Annotated in this window: 17 protein-coding genes; 3 read left to right on the top strand and 14 right to left on the bottom strand. The window is 63.6% G+C overall.

The features are described 5' to 3' along the window. Positions 1-13: 13 nt before the first annotated feature. The 3 genes from ABNU97_RS05540 to ABNU97_RS05530 all read right to left on the bottom strand — a co-directional run bounded on the left by ABNU97_RS05540 (position 14) and on the right by ABNU97_RS05530 (position 3,150). Positions 14-406, bottom strand: coding sequence for a RidA family protein (locus tag ABNU97_RS05540; protein WP_348765754.1), 393 nt, complete (start codon positions 404-406; stop codon positions 14-16). Between the two features lie 361 nt (positions 407-767). Then, positions 768-2,249, bottom strand: coding sequence for an NAD(P)/FAD-dependent oxidoreductase (locus ABNU97_RS05535; protein ID WP_348765753.1), 1,482 nt, complete (start codon positions 2,247-2,249; stop codon positions 768-770). Between the two features lie 40 nt (positions 2,250-2,289). Beyond that, complete coding sequence (locus tag ABNU97_RS05530) at positions 2,290-3,150, bottom strand: SDR family oxidoreductase (RefSeq protein ID WP_348765752.1); 861 nt, start codon at positions 3,148-3,150, stop codon at positions 2,290-2,292. Positions 3,151-3,286: 136 nt separating this feature from the next. On the opposite strand from ABNU97_RS05530, the gene ABNU97_RS05525 reads away from it, so the two are divergent. Next, positions 3,287-4,351, top strand: coding sequence for an AraC family transcriptional regulator ligand-binding domain-containing protein (locus ABNU97_RS05525; protein ID WP_348765751.1), 1,065 nt, complete (start codon positions 3,287-3,289; stop codon positions 4,349-4,351). A gap of 6 nt (positions 4,352-4,357) precedes the next feature. On the opposite strand, the gene ABNU97_RS05520 is transcribed toward ABNU97_RS05525, so the two are convergent. The 7 genes from ABNU97_RS05520 to ilvN all read right to left on the bottom strand — a co-directional run bounded on the left by ABNU97_RS05520 (position 4,358) and on the right by ilvN (position 10,230). Continuing rightward, a complete protein-coding gene (locus ABNU97_RS05520) occupies positions 4,358-5,623 on the bottom strand; it encodes an MFS transporter (RefSeq protein ID WP_348765750.1) in 1,266 nt (421 codons plus the stop codon). A gap of 21 nt (positions 5,624-5,644) precedes the next feature. After that, positions 5,645-6,112, bottom strand: coding sequence for a ribosomal protein S18-alanine N-acetyltransferase (gene rimI, locus ABNU97_RS05515; RefSeq protein ID WP_348765749.1), 468 nt, complete (start codon positions 6,110-6,112; stop codon positions 5,645-5,647). Further along, positions 6,109-6,996, bottom strand: coding sequence for a uracil-DNA glycosylase (locus tag ABNU97_RS05510; RefSeq protein ID WP_348765748.1), 888 nt, complete (start codon positions 6,994-6,996; stop codon positions 6,109-6,111). The genes rimI and ABNU97_RS05510 overlap by 4 nt, the downstream gene beginning before the upstream one ends. A gap of 62 nt (positions 6,997-7,058) precedes the next feature. Continuing rightward, entirely contained in the window at positions 7,059-7,826 is a 768-nt protein-coding gene (locus tag ABNU97_RS05505; RefSeq protein ID WP_348765747.1) for a phosphatidylcholine/phosphatidylserine synthase, read from the bottom strand. 92 nt (positions 7,827-7,918) lie between these two features. Beyond that, positions 7,919-8,575: a hypothetical protein gene (locus ABNU97_RS05500; RefSeq protein ID WP_348765746.1), complete on the bottom strand. Its 657-nt coding sequence runs from the start codon at positions 8,573-8,575 to the stop codon at positions 7,919-7,921. A 46-nt stretch (positions 8,576-8,621) separates the two neighbouring features. Continuing rightward, a complete protein-coding gene (gene ilvC / locus ABNU97_RS05495; protein WP_348765755.1) occupies positions 8,622-9,638 on the bottom strand; it encodes a ketol-acid reductoisomerase in 1,017 nt (338 codons plus the stop codon). Between the two features lie 67 nt (positions 9,639-9,705). After that, on the bottom strand, positions 9,706-10,230 hold the full coding sequence (gene ilvN, locus ABNU97_RS05490; RefSeq protein ID WP_348765745.1) for an acetolactate synthase small subunit: 525 nt from the start codon (positions 10,228-10,230) through the stop codon (positions 9,706-9,708). Positions 10,231-10,400: 170 nt separating this feature from the next. On the opposite strand from ilvN, the gene ilvB reads away from it, so the two are divergent. Further along, on the top strand, positions 10,401-12,245 hold the full coding sequence (gene ilvB, locus ABNU97_RS05485) for a biosynthetic-type acetolactate synthase large subunit (RefSeq protein WP_348765744.1): 1,845 nt from the start codon (positions 10,401-10,403) through the stop codon (positions 12,243-12,245). Positions 12,246-12,416: 171 nt separating this feature from the next. Here ilvB and ABNU97_RS05480 read toward each other — a convergent pair whose 3' ends face one another. Together ABNU97_RS05480 and ABNU97_RS05475 are read right to left on the bottom strand one after the other, a co-directional pair. Next, positions 12,417-12,854, bottom strand: a complete 438-nt coding sequence (locus tag ABNU97_RS05480) for a hypothetical protein (RefSeq protein ID WP_348765743.1) — start codon at positions 12,852-12,854, stop codon at positions 12,417-12,419. Positions 12,855-13,051: 197 nt separating this feature from the next. Continuing rightward, entirely contained in the window at positions 13,052-14,698 is a 1,647-nt protein-coding gene (locus tag ABNU97_RS05475; protein ID WP_348765742.1) for a methyl-accepting chemotaxis protein, read from the bottom strand. A gap of 234 nt (positions 14,699-14,932) precedes the next feature. On the opposite strand from ABNU97_RS05475, the gene ABNU97_RS05470 reads away from it, so the two are divergent. After that, complete coding sequence (locus tag ABNU97_RS05470) at positions 14,933-15,646, top strand: TVP38/TMEM64 family protein (protein WP_348765741.1); 714 nt, start codon at positions 14,933-14,935, stop codon at positions 15,644-15,646. 159 nt (positions 15,647-15,805) lie between these two features. Here ABNU97_RS05470 and ABNU97_RS05465 read toward each other — a convergent pair whose 3' ends face one another. Together ABNU97_RS05465 and arcC are read right to left on the bottom strand one after the other, a co-directional pair. After that, positions 15,806-16,243 carry a F0F1 ATP synthase subunit epsilon gene (locus tag ABNU97_RS05465; protein ID WP_348765740.1) on the bottom strand — a complete coding sequence of 146 codons (438 nt, stop codon included), beginning with the start codon at positions 16,241-16,243 and terminating at the stop codon, positions 15,806-15,808. A gap of 4 nt (positions 16,244-16,247) precedes the next feature. Further along, positions 16,248-17,177, bottom strand: coding sequence for a carbamate kinase (gene arcC, locus ABNU97_RS05460; RefSeq protein WP_348765739.1), 930 nt, complete (start codon positions 17,175-17,177; stop codon positions 16,248-16,250). Between the last annotated feature and the right edge of the window lie 78 nt (positions 17,178-17,255).

The following is a 17,255-nucleotide window of genomic DNA, read 5'->3' as shown; positions in this document are numbered from 1 at the left end:
CGGCATGGGCCGCTCAGTGCGGATGCACGGCGGTGACTTCCACCTCGACGAGCATTTCGGGCCAGGCCAGCGCGCTGACTTCAACCAGCGAATGCACCGGCATCTTCAGGCCCGCGAAGTATTCGCCTTGCACCCGCTCGTAGACGTCCTTGTGCCGCATGTCGGTAAGGTAGGCCACCACGCGCGCCACTTCGCCAAGCCCGGAATCGTTGTTTTCCAGAATGGTCACGATCCGATCGTAGGCATAGCGTGCCTGGGCCTCGATATCGCCGGGGTAAAGGGTTTCCCCGGTGTCGACATCTTCCGACCCCATACCGGACACGAAGATCATGTCGGCGGCGCCGATGTTGCAGACGGCGCAATCGGCGAACAGATCACGGTTCCAGGGGCTGTATTGTTTGTCCATCGGTTTTCCAGCGCGTTTGTTTTCATGGAATGCGCCAGGCTAAGACCTCAACCAAACATCAGGTCAAGCAGGACGGCCTGCGCGGGAATGGACGCCGCCTCGTGGCCCGCGCGCGGACAGCGGCATTGGCCGAGCGCAGGGGCGCTCGGCTCGAAGCACGTGGCGTGCCGGCAGCCAGCAAGCCAATCGACGAGCCAATCGACCGCGCGGCCATTCGCATCGCGGATTACCGTCTCCGCTAGGCCCGAAGGCTAGGTTGTCGTTCACCGCATGCGCTGGTCGGACCGGTACCGCACACAGCCTCGCGCAAGCGGCGATCAACGTATTGCGAGTGAACCCTGAACGGCTACGCCGACGCGTGTCAGGCCAGGCGATGATCGGCGCGCTTGAACCATTTCGCCATCAGGCGAAACATGAAGGTGAACCCTGGAAACATCGCAACGACTCGGCCCGACTCGCTCTTGTACCAGCTGTCGCAGCCCCCGGTATGCCAGACGGTCTTGGTCATTTCGCTTTGCACCCTGTCGGTATAGCGCTGCTCGGCCTCGGGCGTGACCTCAATGGTCTGCAGATCGTATTTTTGCACCTTCTCGACGCACTGCATGATGTACGCCATCTGCGATTCGATCATGAAAATGTGCGACGTGTGACCTATCCCGGTATTCGGCCCGGTGACGATAAACAGATTGGGGAAGCCGGGCACGGCGGTGCCCAGATAGGCACGCGGGAAATCCGCCCAGAAGTCGGCCAGCGTCTGGCCGTTGCGGCCGACCACGGGGTAAGAAATCATGCCGTCGCTGGCATCGTAGCCGGTCGACCAGACGATACAGTCGAGTTCGATTTCGTCGCCCTGGTGGGTGACGATGCCGCGCTCGGTAATGTGGGCAATGCCCTCGTCGCGGGCATGCAGGGTCGTGTTATCGCGCATGAGTGCCGGATACAGCGTATTCGACAGAATGATGCGCTTGCAGCCGATGGTGAAGTCCGGCGTGAGCTTGGCGCGCAGCGCGTCGTCGGGCACCTGTTTTTTCAGATGGCGCTCGGCTTTCTTCTGGGCCACCAGATTGAGCATGGTGCGCGAATACTTGAAGCCGATGATACGGCTCTCCAGGCCCAGATAGATTCCAGTTCGCAGCAGCCAGTAAAGCGGCTTGATCGTGAGCAGCTTGCGCTGCAGGCGGCTGAACTTGCGGTCTGGACGCGGCATCACCCAATGCGGCGTGCGCTGAAAGACATGCAATTGTTCGACTTCGGGGGCAATGGCCGGAATGACCTGAGCCGCACTCGCCCCGCTGCCCACGATCGCCACCCGCTTGCCGCGATGATCGTAGTCATGGTTCCAGTCGTTGGTATGAAAACTCTCGCCCTGAAAACGCTCCCGACCGGGGAAATCAGGCACGACCGGCGTCGACAGCGGCCCCGACGAATTGATCAGAATACGTGCACGCACGCTGTCGTGGCCTTCGATATCGATTCGCCAGACGAGTTCGTCGGCGTCCCAGCGCACGCCGGATACGTTGGCATTGAGTCGGGCCTTGTCTTCCAGCCCATACTTGCCGATGACGTAGCGCGTGTATTCCGCCAGCTCCTGCTGTTCGGCAAACATCCGAGTCCAGGGATACGGCTCCGCCGACAGCGAATACAGCGGCGATTGCACGTCCACGGCCGCGCCCGGATAGCTGTTCTGACGCCAGGTGCCGCCCATGAAGCTGCGGCGCTCCAGCATGAGAAAATCATCGATGCCTCGGCGCTGAAGATTGATCGCGGCGGTCTGGCCACCAAAACCGGTGCCGATGATCGCCACCAACCATATTCTGTCGGTATCCTGCGTCTTGAGTTCCATGCTGTAATCTCCGGGATGTGCTCGCGGCGGTGGTCGCCTGTTAACGGCTCGGCGCATGCTTTTTCAGACACGCGCGATCCAGCGGCCTGATCGCGATCTTGCGGCGCCTCATGAGCCAGCGCACCACCCGGGTGTTCGCTGCCGGCATCAGGCGCGCGAGCAGGTCGTGCGCGGCACCATCGCTGATCATGATGCGGGGGCGGTTGCGCACAATCCCCTTTAGAATGATGGCTGCGGCCTTGTGCCGATCAGTGCCCTTCTGCAAATCCTCGTGGAAACGCTGTGTGCTCGATCCGTGATAATCCGCGTTGAGCGTGATGTTCGTCGCCACCGCCCCGGGATGCACGGTGTGCACCTGCACGTGATCGATACCACGCAGACGGTGTTCCGCGCGCAAGGCGTCGGTGAAACCTCGCACCGCGAACTTGGTCATGCAATACGGCACCAGAAACGGCAGGGCCAGAATGCCCTGGCTGCTCGACAAATTGACGATGGCCGCGGCGTCGCTGGCGATCAGATGCGGATACGCCAGCTGCGTGCTATGGATGACGCCCCAGTAATTGACGCCGGTGATGCGCTCGAAGTCGGCGTGGCTGAGTTGCTCGAAGCCGCGATCACCCAGCGCGATGCCGGCGTTGTTGATCAGAATATCGAGCCCGCCAAAGCGCGCGACCACCGCCTCGATGAAGTCCGCCATCGCTGTACGATCGCTCACGTCGACCTGGGCAGCGTGGTACGGCGCCCCCAGTCGGTCGAGCTCGCCGCGCGTCCGATCGAGCTTGTCGATATCGCAAAAAGCGACCTTTGCGCCGGCCTTTGCGAGCGCCAGCACCAGCGCATTGCCGATACCGTCGCCGCCGGCACCGGTCACCATGGCCACCTTGCCCGCGATTGTCTTCATATCGTTCACTCGTCGGTGCCCCGCTCAAAGCGAGGACAAGTCGGAGCGCTGAGTCTGCCGGGCGCGCAGGGCCCTTGCTCGACAATCCGCGACAGAGTAGCTTGACAATTCGCGCCAACCTCTCATGCAGCTGCCGATGACCGAACCCGTTCTGACTGGGACGGTACCCCCCTACTACGTCCAATTGCTGTTCGATTATCTCGACGCACGCGGCGAATCGGCCGGCGCGGTGCTACGCCGTCAACCGCCGGACGCCGATGCCGCGACCGGTATTCCCGTCACCGAATGGGCCGACATGCTGGCCCGAGCCGCCGCGCATATGGATGACGAACGTCTCGGCCTACATCTGGGGCAAACGATCACGCCACGTCATCTCGGCGTGCTGGGGCATCTCACCCTGGCCTGCGATCATCTGGCGGGCGCGTTGAGCCGCCTGGACCGCTATCAACGCCTTATCTGTGACTATGCGCCGATGCAACAGCGGCTTGTCGGCGACTATATCGAGCTCAGCTGGGATGCCTCCTATGGACGGCCCGGCCCGCTGGTCGACGAAACGGGTATCACCGCGCTCGTGGCCTACTGCCAGCATCTTATCGACCCGACTGCACTCGCCGAAAACGGCCATTGCGCCAACCCGCGGCTGGTCTGTTTCATGAATCCGGCGCCCGCGGATATCCGTCCATACGAGCAGTATTTCTGCTGCCCGGTGCTCTTCGATCAGCCACAAACCCGTATCCAGGTCGGCCTGGATACGATGCTATTACCGTTGGGCGGCGCGGACGCCGAGTTAGCCGCGCTCATGGAGCGCCAGGCCGAGGATCGCCTGGCCGCTCTGCCCGACACACCCAGGCTGATCCATGATTTGCGCCACGCAGTCGCACGGGCACTACATAACGGCGAGCCAAGCCTCGAGGATATCGCCCATGGCCTGTGTATAAGCGCGCGCACGTTGCAACGACGACTGCGCGAGTCGGGCAGCCGTTATCGGGACGAGCTGGCAGATGTACGTTACCAACTGGCAACGGCCTATCTACGCGATCCTCGCCTGACCGTGGCGGACGTCGCTCAGCTGCTGGGTTATTCCGAGCACAGCGCGTTCTCGCGCAGCTTTACACGCTGGTCGGGACAAAGCCCGCAGCGCTGGCGCGCGGGCGACGACGGCGATACGCGCCGCCCGCACCCCGGCCGGCGGCCCAGTTGAGCCGTATCAGGCGGCAGCGGGGGCCTGGCGCGCATCGACCCGGGTAAGCAGCCAGCCGCCGGCCACGAACAGAATCAACACCGACAGGATCGACAGGCGCGCACTGCCGGTGGCCGCGGCCGTCACCCCGACCAGCAGCGGGCCGATCACGGCGGCGAACTTGCCCATCATGTTGTAGATGCCGAAGTACTCGCCCGCCCTGCCTTCGGGAATCAGGCGCGCGAAATAAGACCGTGACAGCGACTGCACCCCGCCCTGCACCAGGCCGATCACCATGGCCATGACGTAGAACTGCCATTCGTGGGCAAGGAAATAGCCCCATGCGGTGACCGCCGCATACACGGCCAGTCCGAGATAGATCGCCTTCTTGGTATCCCAGCGCGAGGCCAGCCACCCGAACGCGACCGCCGCCGGGAAGCCGATGAACTGCACGAGCAGCAGCGCGGTGATCAGGCTCGTTTCGCCGAAGCCGAGGTTGAGGCCGAAATCCACCGCCATACGGATGATGGTGTGCACGCCGTCGATATACAGCCAGTAGGCGATCAGGAAGGTGAACACCGGCTTTTCTGAAAAGATCCTCCGCGCGGTACGACGCAGCTCGGCCAGGCCTTCGCGCATGGCCTGGCCGGCGCCGGGGGTATCGTGCTCGCGCGTCTCGGCCACCCACAGGAACACCGGCAGGGAGAATAGCGCCCACCATACGGCCACGCTCAGAAACGCCCAGCGCACCGCTGCGGCCCGGTCGGCGAGACCGAACATCTCCGGCCAAAGCGTCATTGCCACGTTCACCGCCAGCAACAGCCCGCCGCCGAGATACCCCAGGCCGTAGCCCAGCGCCGACACGCGGTCGTAGTCTGCGGGGCTGGCGACATCGACGATCAAACTGTCGTAGAACACCATGGCCAGAAAGAAGGCGGCCGAGGCGATCACGAACAGCGTGAGCGCAAACAGCCACTGCCCCTCGCCGACGAAGAACAGGCCCGCGGTCGCGGCAACTGCGATGGCCGTAGCCAATGCGAGCCAGGGTTTCTTGCGCCGGCTGCGATCGGCCACCGCGCCGAGCAACGGCGCCAGGAACAACACGACCAGGCTGGCCAGGGCACTGCCCACGCCCAGCTGCAGCGTGCTGGTTTCCGCCGGGTGCCCCGAGCTCCAGTAGCTTTTGAAGAAGATCGGAAAGAAACCGGCCACGACCGTGGTCGCGAACGCGGAATTGGCCCAGTCGTAGAAGGCCCAGCCGAGCTGGGCCCGGCGCTCGCGCGAGTCGATCATTACTTGAAAGTCCGGTTACGGTTAGACGAGTGCCAGTTCGAGCAACAAGGCGTCTTCACGCCCCTCCGGCGAGGGATAGTAGCCCGGCCGGGTGGCAATGCGTTGAAAACCGCGGCGTTTATACAGTCGCCGTGCGGCCTTGTTGGAGGGCCTGACTTCGAGCAGAACGCGCTCGGCGTTCTCGCGTGCCGCCTGGGCAATCAACGCGTCCAGCAGCCGGTCGGCCACGCCGTGGCCGCGTGCATCGGGGGCCACGCAGAGATTGAGCACGTGAGCTTCATCCACCGCAACCGACAGCAGGGTATAGCCCAGCACCCGCGCGTTCAGGTCGGTGGCCACCCAGCCGCGATAGCCCACCCGCAGGCAGTCGTGGAAGATACGTTCGCTCCAGGGATAGCCGTACGACAGCTGTTCGATTTCCAGCACTGCGGGCACGTCGCGCGCGCGCATGGCGCGCACCTCGACGAGCTGGCGCGGTTCGACGCTCATTGCGCGGCGATCCGTCTGGCGATCTGCTTGAGATCGACCCAGGCCTTGGCTTTCTGCCCCGGGCTGCGCAATAGAAATGCCGGGTGATAGGTCACCAGCACGTCCAGTTCCCGGCGCGGATACCGATGCAGCGTGCCGCGCAGCTTGCCGAGGCTTTGCTTGCTGTCGAGCAACGTCTGTGCGGCCACGCGCCCAACCGCCACCACCAGTTTGGGATCCATCAGTTCGATCTGGCGTTCGAGCACCGGCCAGTCGGCGGCCACTTCGTCGGCGTTCGGGTCGCGATTATTGGGCGGACGAAACTTGCAGATATTGGTGATATAGACGTTGGTGTCCCGCGAGCAGCCGATCGCGGCGAGCATGCGGTCCAGCAGCTTGCCGGCACGGCCCACGAAAGGCACGCCCTGCGCGTCTTCGTTCGCGCCCGGGGCCTCACCCACGATCAGAACATCCGCATCGCGGGCGCCGATACCGAACACCGGGCGCGTTGCACCGCGGTGATCGCGCCCGGCCAGCCAGGCCTCGAGTTCGTCCCAGTCCATGCGGGCCACCTCGCCAGCGGCGCTCGTCGTCTCGGTATCGACAGGCGATGCATCCACCGTACTGGCGGGCTCGTCGGGACCGTCGTGGTGCGCCATGTCTGGAGCCGCCGCGGCCTCCGCTGGGGTGCTCGCCGTCGGCTGTTCGACCGCGGCTTTTTCTGCCGGGCCCGGCGTGGCCAGGTCGGGCTGGACCGTACGCGGCGCCCGGTCGGGCGCAGGCTCCTGGCGATCTGCAACTGCGGCCTGCGTTGCACCGGTGCCGGCGGTCATCCGGTCCGCGCGGGGCTGCCAATCGACCAACCCCAGAGCATCCAGCATGCGTTTACGATCGCCGGGCGTCATGGCGCGCTCCTGGCTTCAACCCAGTGGTTATTCGACTCGACCGCTCATCGTCGCCGCCCTGTTCAGGCCGGCTTCTTGCGCCGCCGGTGACGGCGCAGCGCCTGTACCGGCCCGGACAGCGCATAGATCAGAAAACCGAGAAAGAGAATACGCGCCGGATCGATCACGATGGCCACGAACACGACCAGCATGATCAGAATGTAGCGAAACGGCACCCGCTCGCCGAAATCCAGATCCTTGAAGCTGGCATAGCGCACGTTCGACACCATCAACGCCCCGGCGGCGATGGTCAGCGCCAGCACCGGGATCACCAGGCTGCTGCCGTCGATACCGAAATCCGCGCTCGCCCAGATGAAGCCCACCAGCAAGCCGGCCGCGGCCGGGCTCGGCAGGCCGAGGAAAATCTTCTTCTCCGTGGCGCCGCCGCGGGTGATATTGAAGCGCGCCAGGCGCAGCGCGGCAGCCGCGGTATAGAAGAACGCCGCCAGCCAGCCGAGCTTGCCCGCGACGTTGCTGTAGTAGGCCAGGCTTTCCAGGCTGTATACGTAGGCCAGAAAACCCGAGGCCAGCCCGAACGACACCAGATCGGCGAGGCTGTCGTACTGGATACCGAAATCGCTTTCGGTATGGGTCATGCGCGCGACACGCCCGTCCAGCATGTCGGTGAGCATGGCCACGAAGATCGCCACCCCCGCGACGACGAAGCGGCCCTGGGTCGCCGCAATGATCGAATAGAAGCCGGCAAACAAAGTGCCAGTGGTAAACAGATTGGGCAGTAGATAGATGCCCCGCTTGCGGCGGCTGTCCCGCTCGGATTCGATATCACTCATGACGCAAGTCTAAAGCACCGGGGCGTGCAGACCTATAGTCGATGGCGTCGGCAATAGCAGCGTTTGGACTGCGATCGCCCCATCCACGGTTACTAAGAGGGCCCATTTTCTTCGGGATCGCGGCGTACGTTGGGCTTGTGTACCAGCTTGGCCAGCACACGGGCGCCGCCGCGGACGGAATCGCCGAGCTCGACTTCAACGCGGGAATTGACCGGCAGGTACAGATCGACCCGCCGCGCGAGCCGGCGCATGCCGCAGCAGCGGCCCTGGCCCACGCGCTCGCCGTAACCGCCGCGACAGGGGCGCAGGCCGAACAGCCGCCCCTCGCGAATGACCATGACGACGTGATCGCCTTCGTCGGTACGGATATACGACGCACAGCCGTCGAGATTCTCTACCGCCTCGCCGGAAAGCTCGACTACCGTGCCCTCGACCGGCGAGCGGATCAGATAGTTGGCAAGCAGGCCGACCCGCAGCGACAGCTTGATGGCTTCGCGGTCGAGAAACGGGTCATAGCATTCACGCCGGTGTATCACCTTGCCGTCGACCGGCGCGATGATCGCGAGCGGCTCGGCCGGCACGTTGCGCGGCGAATCCCGAAAGTAGAGAACGGCCACGAGCATCAACACCAGAACAGGCGAGGCCGCCCAGAAGCCGGCTGCGGCGTTCAAAATAAAGAACGCCACAGCCAGTCCCACCAGGACGGCCCAGCCTTCCGGCACGAGATGAAAAAGCGTCTTGCGCCGCATGCGGCGGAATCCGTTTCAGTGTGGCCGAGTCAGAAAATCGCCGGAATCAGTTACGCGACTTGTCGACGATCTTGTCCTTGGCGATCCACGGCATCATGCCGCGCAGCTTGTCGCCCACGCGTTCGATTTCGTGCTCCGAGGCCAGACGACGGCTCGCCTTGAGCGTCGGGTTGCCGGCCTGATGCTCGCCGATGAACTCGCGCGCGAATTTGCCGGTCTGGATTTCCGACAGGATCTTGCGCATCTCGGCCTTGGTTTCTTCGGTGATCAGACGCGGGCCACGGGTGATGTCACCGTATTCGGCCGTGTTCGAGATCGAGTAGCGCATGTTGGCGATGCCGCCTTCGTAGATCAGATCCACGATGAGCTTGACTTCGTGCAGGCACTCGAAATAGGCCATCTCCGGCTCGTAACCGGCTTCCACCAGCGTTTCGAAACCGGCCTGGATCAGGGCGATGGTGCCGCCACACAGCACGGCCTGCTCGCCGAACAGATCGGTTTCGGTTTCGGCACGGAAGCTGGTTTCGATGATGCCGGCACGACCGCCGCCGTTGGCCACGGCATAGGCCAGGGCCACGTCCTTGGCCTGGCCGGAGGCGTCCTGGGCCACGGCGATCAGGCTCGGCACGCCGCCGCCCTTTTCGTAGGTGGCACGCACGAGATGACCCGGGCCCTTGGGCGCGATCATGATCACGTCCAGATCGGCACGCGGCTCGATGAGCTCGAAGTGCACGTTGAAGCCGTGCGCGAAGCCGAGGGCTGCACCCTGCTTGATGTTGGGCTCGATCTGCTCGTTATAGAGCGCGACCTGATGCTCGTCCGGGGTCAGGATCATGACCACGTCGGCGCTGGCGGTCGCGTCTTCGATGCTGGCGACCTTCAGGCCGGCGTTTTCGGCCTTCTTGGCCGAAGACGAGCCTTCGCGCAGGCCGACCACGACATCGACGCCGGAGTCCTTGAGATTGTTGGCGTGGGCGTGGCCCTGCGAGCCATAGCCGATGATGGCTACCTTCTTGCTCTGAATCAGGGACAGGTCGCCGTCCTTGTCGTAATACGCGTTCATGCTCAAGGTCTTTCTCCTGCTTTCTTAAGGAATACGGCGAATTGAATGCCGCAATGTCTTGAATGAGTTAGAAATACTCGACGGAATCGTCCGTCGGCTCCTGATAATGCAGCCCTTCGGCGCCCGGGGTCATGGTAACCGCACCGCTACGCGCCAGCTCGACGAGCACGTCGGCCTCTTCGAGCGTGGCCACGAACGTATTCAGGCCTGCGCCGTCGCCGAGATAGCGCAGCGTCGCAAGATCGCCGTGGCGGCTGATCTCGGCCACGTCGTAGGGATCGGCCAGCGCCTCGATCGATGTGCCGCTGTCTTTGACGCGGACCTTGATCAAAGCGAGCTCGAGTTCGAGATGGGCGTCGCCGGTCATATCCAGCACGTCGATGACGTCCACGAGCTTGAGCAGCTGGCGGTTGATCTGTTCGACCACGTCTTCGGTGCCGGTCGTGGCCAGGGTCAGGCGCGATACGGTGCTGTCTTCGGTGGGCGCGACGTTGAGGCTTTCGATATTGAAGCCGCGCTGCGAGAACATGCCCGCCACGCGCACGAGCGCGCCGGCTTCGTTGGCCATCAGAACCGATATGACGTGTCTCATCCCATCCCAGCCTTGATTTCAGGCGGCTTCGCGCGCGTGCAAACGGCGCAAAATACGCCCAATACCCCGGCGAAGCAACCGAGTCGCCCGGGTTTGCGTAAACCAGGCGCCGATGCGTGCCTGTTGTGCGCTATAATCGCCTGTTTTCCACGCCGTCATAGGGTGCACCCATGCGCAACGCCCAGTCTGCCGCCACGCCGTCCGATTCTCATCCGCTGTCGGGGGCCCAGCTCTCCGGTGCGGAGATGATCGTACAGGTACTGGCCGACGAAGGCGTGGATACGATCTTCGGCTATTCCGGCGGTGCGATCCTGCCGACCTACGACGCGATCTTTCGCTACAACGCCGACAACCACGACCAGATGCCGCTGATCGTGCCCGCCAACGAACAGGGCGCGGGCTTCATGGCTGCCGGCTATGCGCGCGCTTCCGGCAAGGTGGGCGTGGCCATGGTCACCTCCGGGCCGGGCGCGACCAACTGCGTCACCCCGGTACGCGACTGCATGGCCGATTCGGTGCCGATCGTGCTGATCTGCGGCCAGGTCGCCCGCGCGGCGGTCGGCACCGATGCCTTCCAGGAAGCCCCGGTCTCCAACATCTTTTCCAGCGCGGCCAAGCACGTGTTCATGGTCACCGACCCGGACAAGCTGGAAGCCACCGTGCGTACCGCCTTCGAGATCGCGCGCTCGGGCCGCCCCGGCCCGGTGGTGATCGACGTGCCCAAGGACGTACAGAACTGGGAAGGCGCCTATCGCGGAAGCGGCGTGCTGGCGGTGCCCGGCTATCGTCAGCGCATGCGCGCGCTGCGCGAAAGCCAGCTCACCGACGACAAATGCGCCAAGCTCTTCGAGCTGCTCGCCCAGGCCGAGCGCCCGCTCATCTATGCCGGCGGCGGCGTGATCAATGCCGATGCGGCCAGCGAGCTGTCCGCCTTCGCCCAGGCATTCGGTATTCCCGTGGTCACCACGTTGATGGGTATCGGCGCCTTCGACACCACCGACGCGCTGTCCCTGCACATGCTCGGCATGCACGGCACGGCGTTTGCCAACTATGCGGTCGAAGACTGCGACATGCTCATCGCGGTGGGCGCACGCTTTGACGACCGCGTGGCCGGCGTGCCGGACAAGTTCGCGCCCAACGCCAAGTCGCTGGTGCATTTCGATGCCGACGCCTCCGAGATCAACAAGGTCAAGGCCGTGGACTGGCATCATGTCGGCCTGTTCGCGCCGAGCCTGTCGCGCGTTCTGTCCTATGGCCGCGAGCACGGCTTTTCGGCCGACTATTCCACCTGGCACGAAGAAGTCGCTGCACTCAAGCGCGATTTCGCCATGAACTACGATCGCGACACCGCCCTCATTCAGCCCTATGCGGTTATCGAAGAAATCAACCGCAATACCGGCGGCCGGGCGGTCATCGCCACCGGCGTGGGCCAGCATCAGATGTGGGCCGCCCAGTATTTCGATTTTCGCGAACCACGCCTCTGGCTGACCTCCGGTTCGATGGGCACGATGGGCTTCGGCCTGCCGGCCGCGATCGGCGCTGCCTTCGCGCGCCGCGACAAGCTCGTCATCGATATCGACGGCGATGCCTCCATTCGCATGAACATCGGCGAAATGGAGACGGTGACCACCTACAACCTGCCGGTGAAAGTCGTTGTGCTCAACAACAACGGCGACGGCATGGTCAAGCAGTGGCAGAAGCTGTTCTTCAAGGGCCGCCTGTCCGCCTCGGACAAATCGCTGCACAAAAAGGACTTCATCAAGGCTGCCGAAGCGGACGGTTTCGAATATGCCGTACGCCTGAGCGACCCGGCCGACATGGAACGCATAGTCAAGGAGTTCCTGGAATTCCAGGGCCCGGCCTTCCTGGAGGTCGTGGTCGACCCCGATGCCGGCGTCTACCCGATGGTCGGCCCCGGCAAGGGCTATAAGGAAATGATCACCGGCGACCACATCAACAACCGCTACGATCCGTCGGGCGGCGAGCGCGAAATCGGCGCTTCGGAGATGTTCTAAAGCTTAGCGCACGCCCAAGCGACGATCCGGGCGGGGCCGTATAGGCCCCGCTTTTTTGTGCGTGCGTGGTGGAAAAGCGGCAGCGGCCAGTACCCTCGCCGATGCTTCGATCGCGCCCCCGGCCTAGCGCTGCGTTGCGCGCCAGACGCCGCGGTCGGACTCGCTTACAGGTCAAACACCACAGTCGGCGCGTTCGACCTTGATCGTACCCAGCTCCGACCCGTCGGCTAGCCGGTATTGGTAGGCCACGCGGAAATCGTTCTGCAGCATGCGCCGCAACCGACCTTTCTCACAGATGATCTGCTGAATGCCGTCGCCATAGCGCGCCATGAAATTATCGGCATCGAGGGTGTCCGACAGCGGCGGCATCAAGGTGTAGTGGAACTGCAGCATGTCGCCGTTAACCGTGGTGCTTTCCAGCCGCGTGCTTTCATCCACCTGACTCGGCAAATCGACGTTGATCTGCTCGGACACCTTGTCGAGAAATGCCGTGCGATCCGCGGCCGAGTCGTCCACGAAATAAGGGGCGACGACATAGCCGATCAGCCCGAGGGCGACCAGGATAACGAGCCCGCCGACCACTGCGGCGGCTTTGGAAAGATTGTACATAGCGACCGCCTGTTCCTTGTCGTATCGAGTTGTGCCGCCCGTACGGACGGCTGTCGACAGGCAGGGTACACAGGCAAGGCGTATGCCGCTCGGAACACGAAAAAGGCGGCGGCCCGATCGTTCCCGGGTCGCCGCCGCGCCGACCGCTACATTCGGCCCAGCATGAAAACTGTGTGCATGCCGGGCCGATCGGACGGCTAGTCGATCCGAAAGCGCAGAATGCTGCGGCGCAGCGCTTCGGCCTGCTCGCGTAGCGACTGCGAGGCCGCAGCGGCCTGTTCCACCATGGCCGCGTTCTGCTGGGTCATTTCGTCCATCTGGGCGACGGCCTGGTTCACCTGGCCGATGCCGTCGGACTGCTCGCTCGTGGCATTCGAGATATCGGTCATCAGGCCCTGGGTCTGCTCGACGTGTTCGCCCAGCGTTGCCATGGAGCTGCGTGCCTGCTCTACCCGCTCCGAACCATCGCGTGCCTGTTTGACCGAGCGCTCCGTGAGACTGGTGATGTTCTTTGCCGCCTCGGCCGAACGGGCCGCGAGCTTGCGAACTTCCTCGGCCACTACGGCGAAGCCACGTCCGTGCTCGCCCGCGCGCGCGGCTTCTACCGAGGCGTTGAGGGCCAGCAGGTTGGTCTGAAAGGCGATGCCGTCGATCACGGTGGTGATCTGGGCGATCTCGTCGGCATTGCTACGAATATGATCCATCGAATCGACCACGTCGCCGACCAGCTGCCGGCTGTTATGCAGCGCCGTGCCGCTTTCGGTGGCGATGGAGCTGGCATGACGCGTCGTTTCGGCGTTGTTGGCGACGGTCGCCGTCAATTCTTCCAGGCTGGCTGCGCTCTGCTCCAGCGCCGCCGCCTGCTGTTGGGTGCGCGAAGACAGATCGGAGTTTGCCTGCGCAATCTCGCGTGCTGCGCCTTCGATGGAGGCACTGCCATCACCGATGCCTGCGATCAGCTGGGCAAGATCCCGGCGCATCTTCTCGACGCTGCCCAGCAGGCTGTTCTCACGCGATGCGTCCAGGTCGAACGAGGTCGCCAGATCGCCGCGGGCCACGTTCTCGAGCTGGGCGCGCGCTTCATAGGTTTCGCCGCCCAGATCACGATAGATCGAGCGAGCAAGGTAGACCAGCATGAGTATCATCAACAGGCCGAACGCACCCAGCACCAGCGCATACTTGAGCAGCTGGTGGCGGAACGTCGCCGAGATGTCGTCGATATAGACGCCTGCGGCGATGGTCCAGTTCCAGGGCTCGAAATGCTCGACCAGGCTCATCTTGGGCAGCTCGGGGCCGCCGGCGACACGCTGGGTTTTATAGTAGACGAAGCCCTTGCCCTCGGCGTGTGCCACCTCGTTCATCTGGCGATACATGTAGACGCCGTCCTGGTCCTTTACACCGGACAGATCCTCGCCTGCAGCAAGGCGCGGATGGGCAACGGCAGCCAGATTGGAATCGATGGCAAAAACGTAGTTGTTGCCATTGTCGCCGAAGTGCATGCTGGAAAGCGCTGCGGCCGCTCGGCTCTTGGCTTCTTCCACGCTAATCGTGCCGTTATCGGCCGAAGTCTTGAACCGATCGACGATATGCACGGCCATATCCACGGTGTCGCGCAGGCCCTGTTGGCGAGAATCGTACAGCTGACCCCGCGACTCCCAGGCCACGTCGGCCACGACCGCCGCGAGGCCGAGCACCAGCGCAGCCGCAACCCAGCCAATCTTGTGCTTGAGCGGCGTATTGCGTTTAGGCTTCTTTGTCGGCGCGATCGAAGCGGCCGTATCGGCCGGCGCGTCATCAATTATGGAGGCGGGCGCAAAACCCGCGTCGGCTGCGACAGTTTTCATGATTACCTTTTGCGCATTTCGGTTGCGCGCAATACAAGTTGCGCGGTTAGTATCGGCTGCCCGTACTAAACCTTTAGTCGTATATGAGCGATCCGCGGCCTCAGCCAACGAGCCGGCATTGATGCCACAATGGCGTCGAAACCTGGGCCCGACGGGTTTCACCGGCATACGCCGCCGTGTGGACAATGCCGTCTGGCACCGCGTCAGCCCATTTACATGCCGCAGGGTCTCGCCTTGTCGAATAAAACCATCCTGCGTCTAGCCCTGCTCACGCTCACCGTGCTCGTCTTCGTACTCGGCTCGACCGTATTCGATCTCGGACAACTGTTTCGCGATACGCGCAGCCAGTTCGAGTCGCTTGGCTGGGCAGGCCCAGTGATCTTCGCGCTGGTTTACGGCGCGCTTGGCGCCCTCGCCGCGCCTACCGGCCTGGTGGAGTTGATCGCGGGCGCCATATTCGGGTTCTGGACCGGCAGCGTTGCGGTTATGGCCGGCGCACTCATCGCGGCCAACGTGGGCTTTGTATGCGGGCGCTGGCTGGCACGGGACTGGGTATCGAGCAAGGTGAACAGCAACCGCCTCGCCCAGCAGATCGAAGCCGCCGTGGAGCAACGCGGCTTCTGGATCACGGTGCTCATTCGCCTGTCGCCGGCGGTACCGTTCAATCTCACCAGCTATGTGCTCGGCGCCAGCACGATTCGCTGGACCACGTTTCTGGTGGCGACCCTGCTCGGCATGCTGCCGATCAAACTGTTTCTGATCTGGCTGGGCGCGAGCGGCCAGAAGCTGCTTGGCGGGACCAATCCCACCGAATGGGGCACCAACGAATGGCTGCTTTACGGCGGCGGCCTCGTGGCGACTCTTGTCGTTGTCGTGCTCATAGGCTGGACCGTGGCACGCACCAGCCGGCGCGTGCTGCGCGAGGCCGAGCAACAGCGCGACGACTAAAGCCACGACAACGCCGCTATCGCCGGTTGTCGCCGGTTGTCGCCGGCGCTGTCAGACAGCGCGCAACGACATATCGAGGAGCTATCAATGGCCAATGCCAGCAACGATCGCCGCGCCTGATAGGCAGGTGTCTATCGATTGTGGACGGGCTGCGTTACGTCAGTAGCCTTTTCGCCCTTTTTCGAGCGCCTTGATACGGGCGGCGGCCAGGGCCAGCTCGTATTCGGCACGTTCGCGATCGATCCGATCATGCGCCTGGCGCAGGGTCGCCCGTGCCTTCTCGCGTGCTTTTTCCGCCGCGGCTTCATCGATATCGGCGGCGCGCTCGATGGTATCGGCGAGGATCGTCGCAAGATGCGGCAGCACTTCGAGAAAACCACCGGACACGAAATAATTGGTTGATTCCTCGCCGGCATTGACCAGGCGCACCACGCCCGGCTCGATGCGGGTCAGCATACGGGCATGGCCCGGCGTGATACCGACGTCGCCGTACGCGGCCGGCACCACGACCATATCGGCCCTGCCGGAAAAGATCGGCCCCTGAACCGGGCACACGATCTCCACCGGCATCTGCTTTCTGTACTCTTCTGTCGCCATGGTGTCAGCGATACCTCACGCCGGCATATTGTGTACTTACGCGGGTGCCGGCATGCCCGGCCACGATGGCTTCTATATCGGCCAGCGAACCGATGACGGCGGTGCCGCCCGTGCGCATGGCATAGCGGCACGCTGCACCCACCTTCGGCCCCATCGAGCCGGCCGCAAACTGGTCGGCGTCGAGCGCATCGGGGGCCGCTTCGGCGATAACCTGTTGATCGGGCTTGCCCCAGTTTACATAAACGCCGTCCACATCGGTCGCGATAAGCAGCAGGTCGGCCTCGACCTGCTCGGCGAGCAGCGCGGCACAATAATCCTTGTCGATGACCGCTTCCACGCCACGCAGCTGACCGTTGTCGTCATACACCGTGGGAATCCCGCCGCCGCCTGCACAGATCACCACGCAGCCTTTTTCCAGCAGCCACTTGATGGGGCGGATCTCGAACACGCGCTGCGGACGTGGACTGGCGACCACGCGTCGAAACATGTGGCCATCGGCCGCGATCGCCCAGCCCTTGTCTGTGGCCATGTGGTCGGCCTGTTCGCGCGTATAGACCGGGCCGATCGGCTTGCTTGGATGCTTGAAGGCCGGATCGTCGGCATCGACTTCCACTTGCGTTAGCACGGTGGCGAAAGATGCTTCGGCCGGCAACAGATTGCCCAGCTCCTGTTCGATCACATAGCCGATCATGCCCTCGGTCTGGGCACCGAGCACATCCAGCGGATAGGGCTCGACTTCTTCGTAGGCCGCGCCCTGCAATGCCAGCAGACCCACCTGCGGGCCGTTGCCGTGCGCGATCACGACTTCATGTTCGGGCATGATGCGGGCGAGCTGTTCACAGGCTACCCGCACATTGGCGCGTTGATTTTCGGCGGTCAACGGCTGGCCGCGGCGTAGTAGCGCGTTGCCGCCCAGAGCGGTGACGATACGCATACAGATACTCCGTAGGGTCGGCCCGTGCCGATCGCAAGTGGTGCCCGGGGCGGTAAGCCCGCCCCTGCGCGGAAAGGC

The organism is uncultured Salinisphaera sp. (assembly GCF_964012375.1).
Lineage (GTDB): Bacteria > Pseudomonadota > Gammaproteobacteria > Nevskiales > Salinisphaeraceae > Salinisphaera.
Note: the sequence above shows the minus strand (reverse complement) of the source record. Positions and strands in the feature narration are given on the sequence as shown.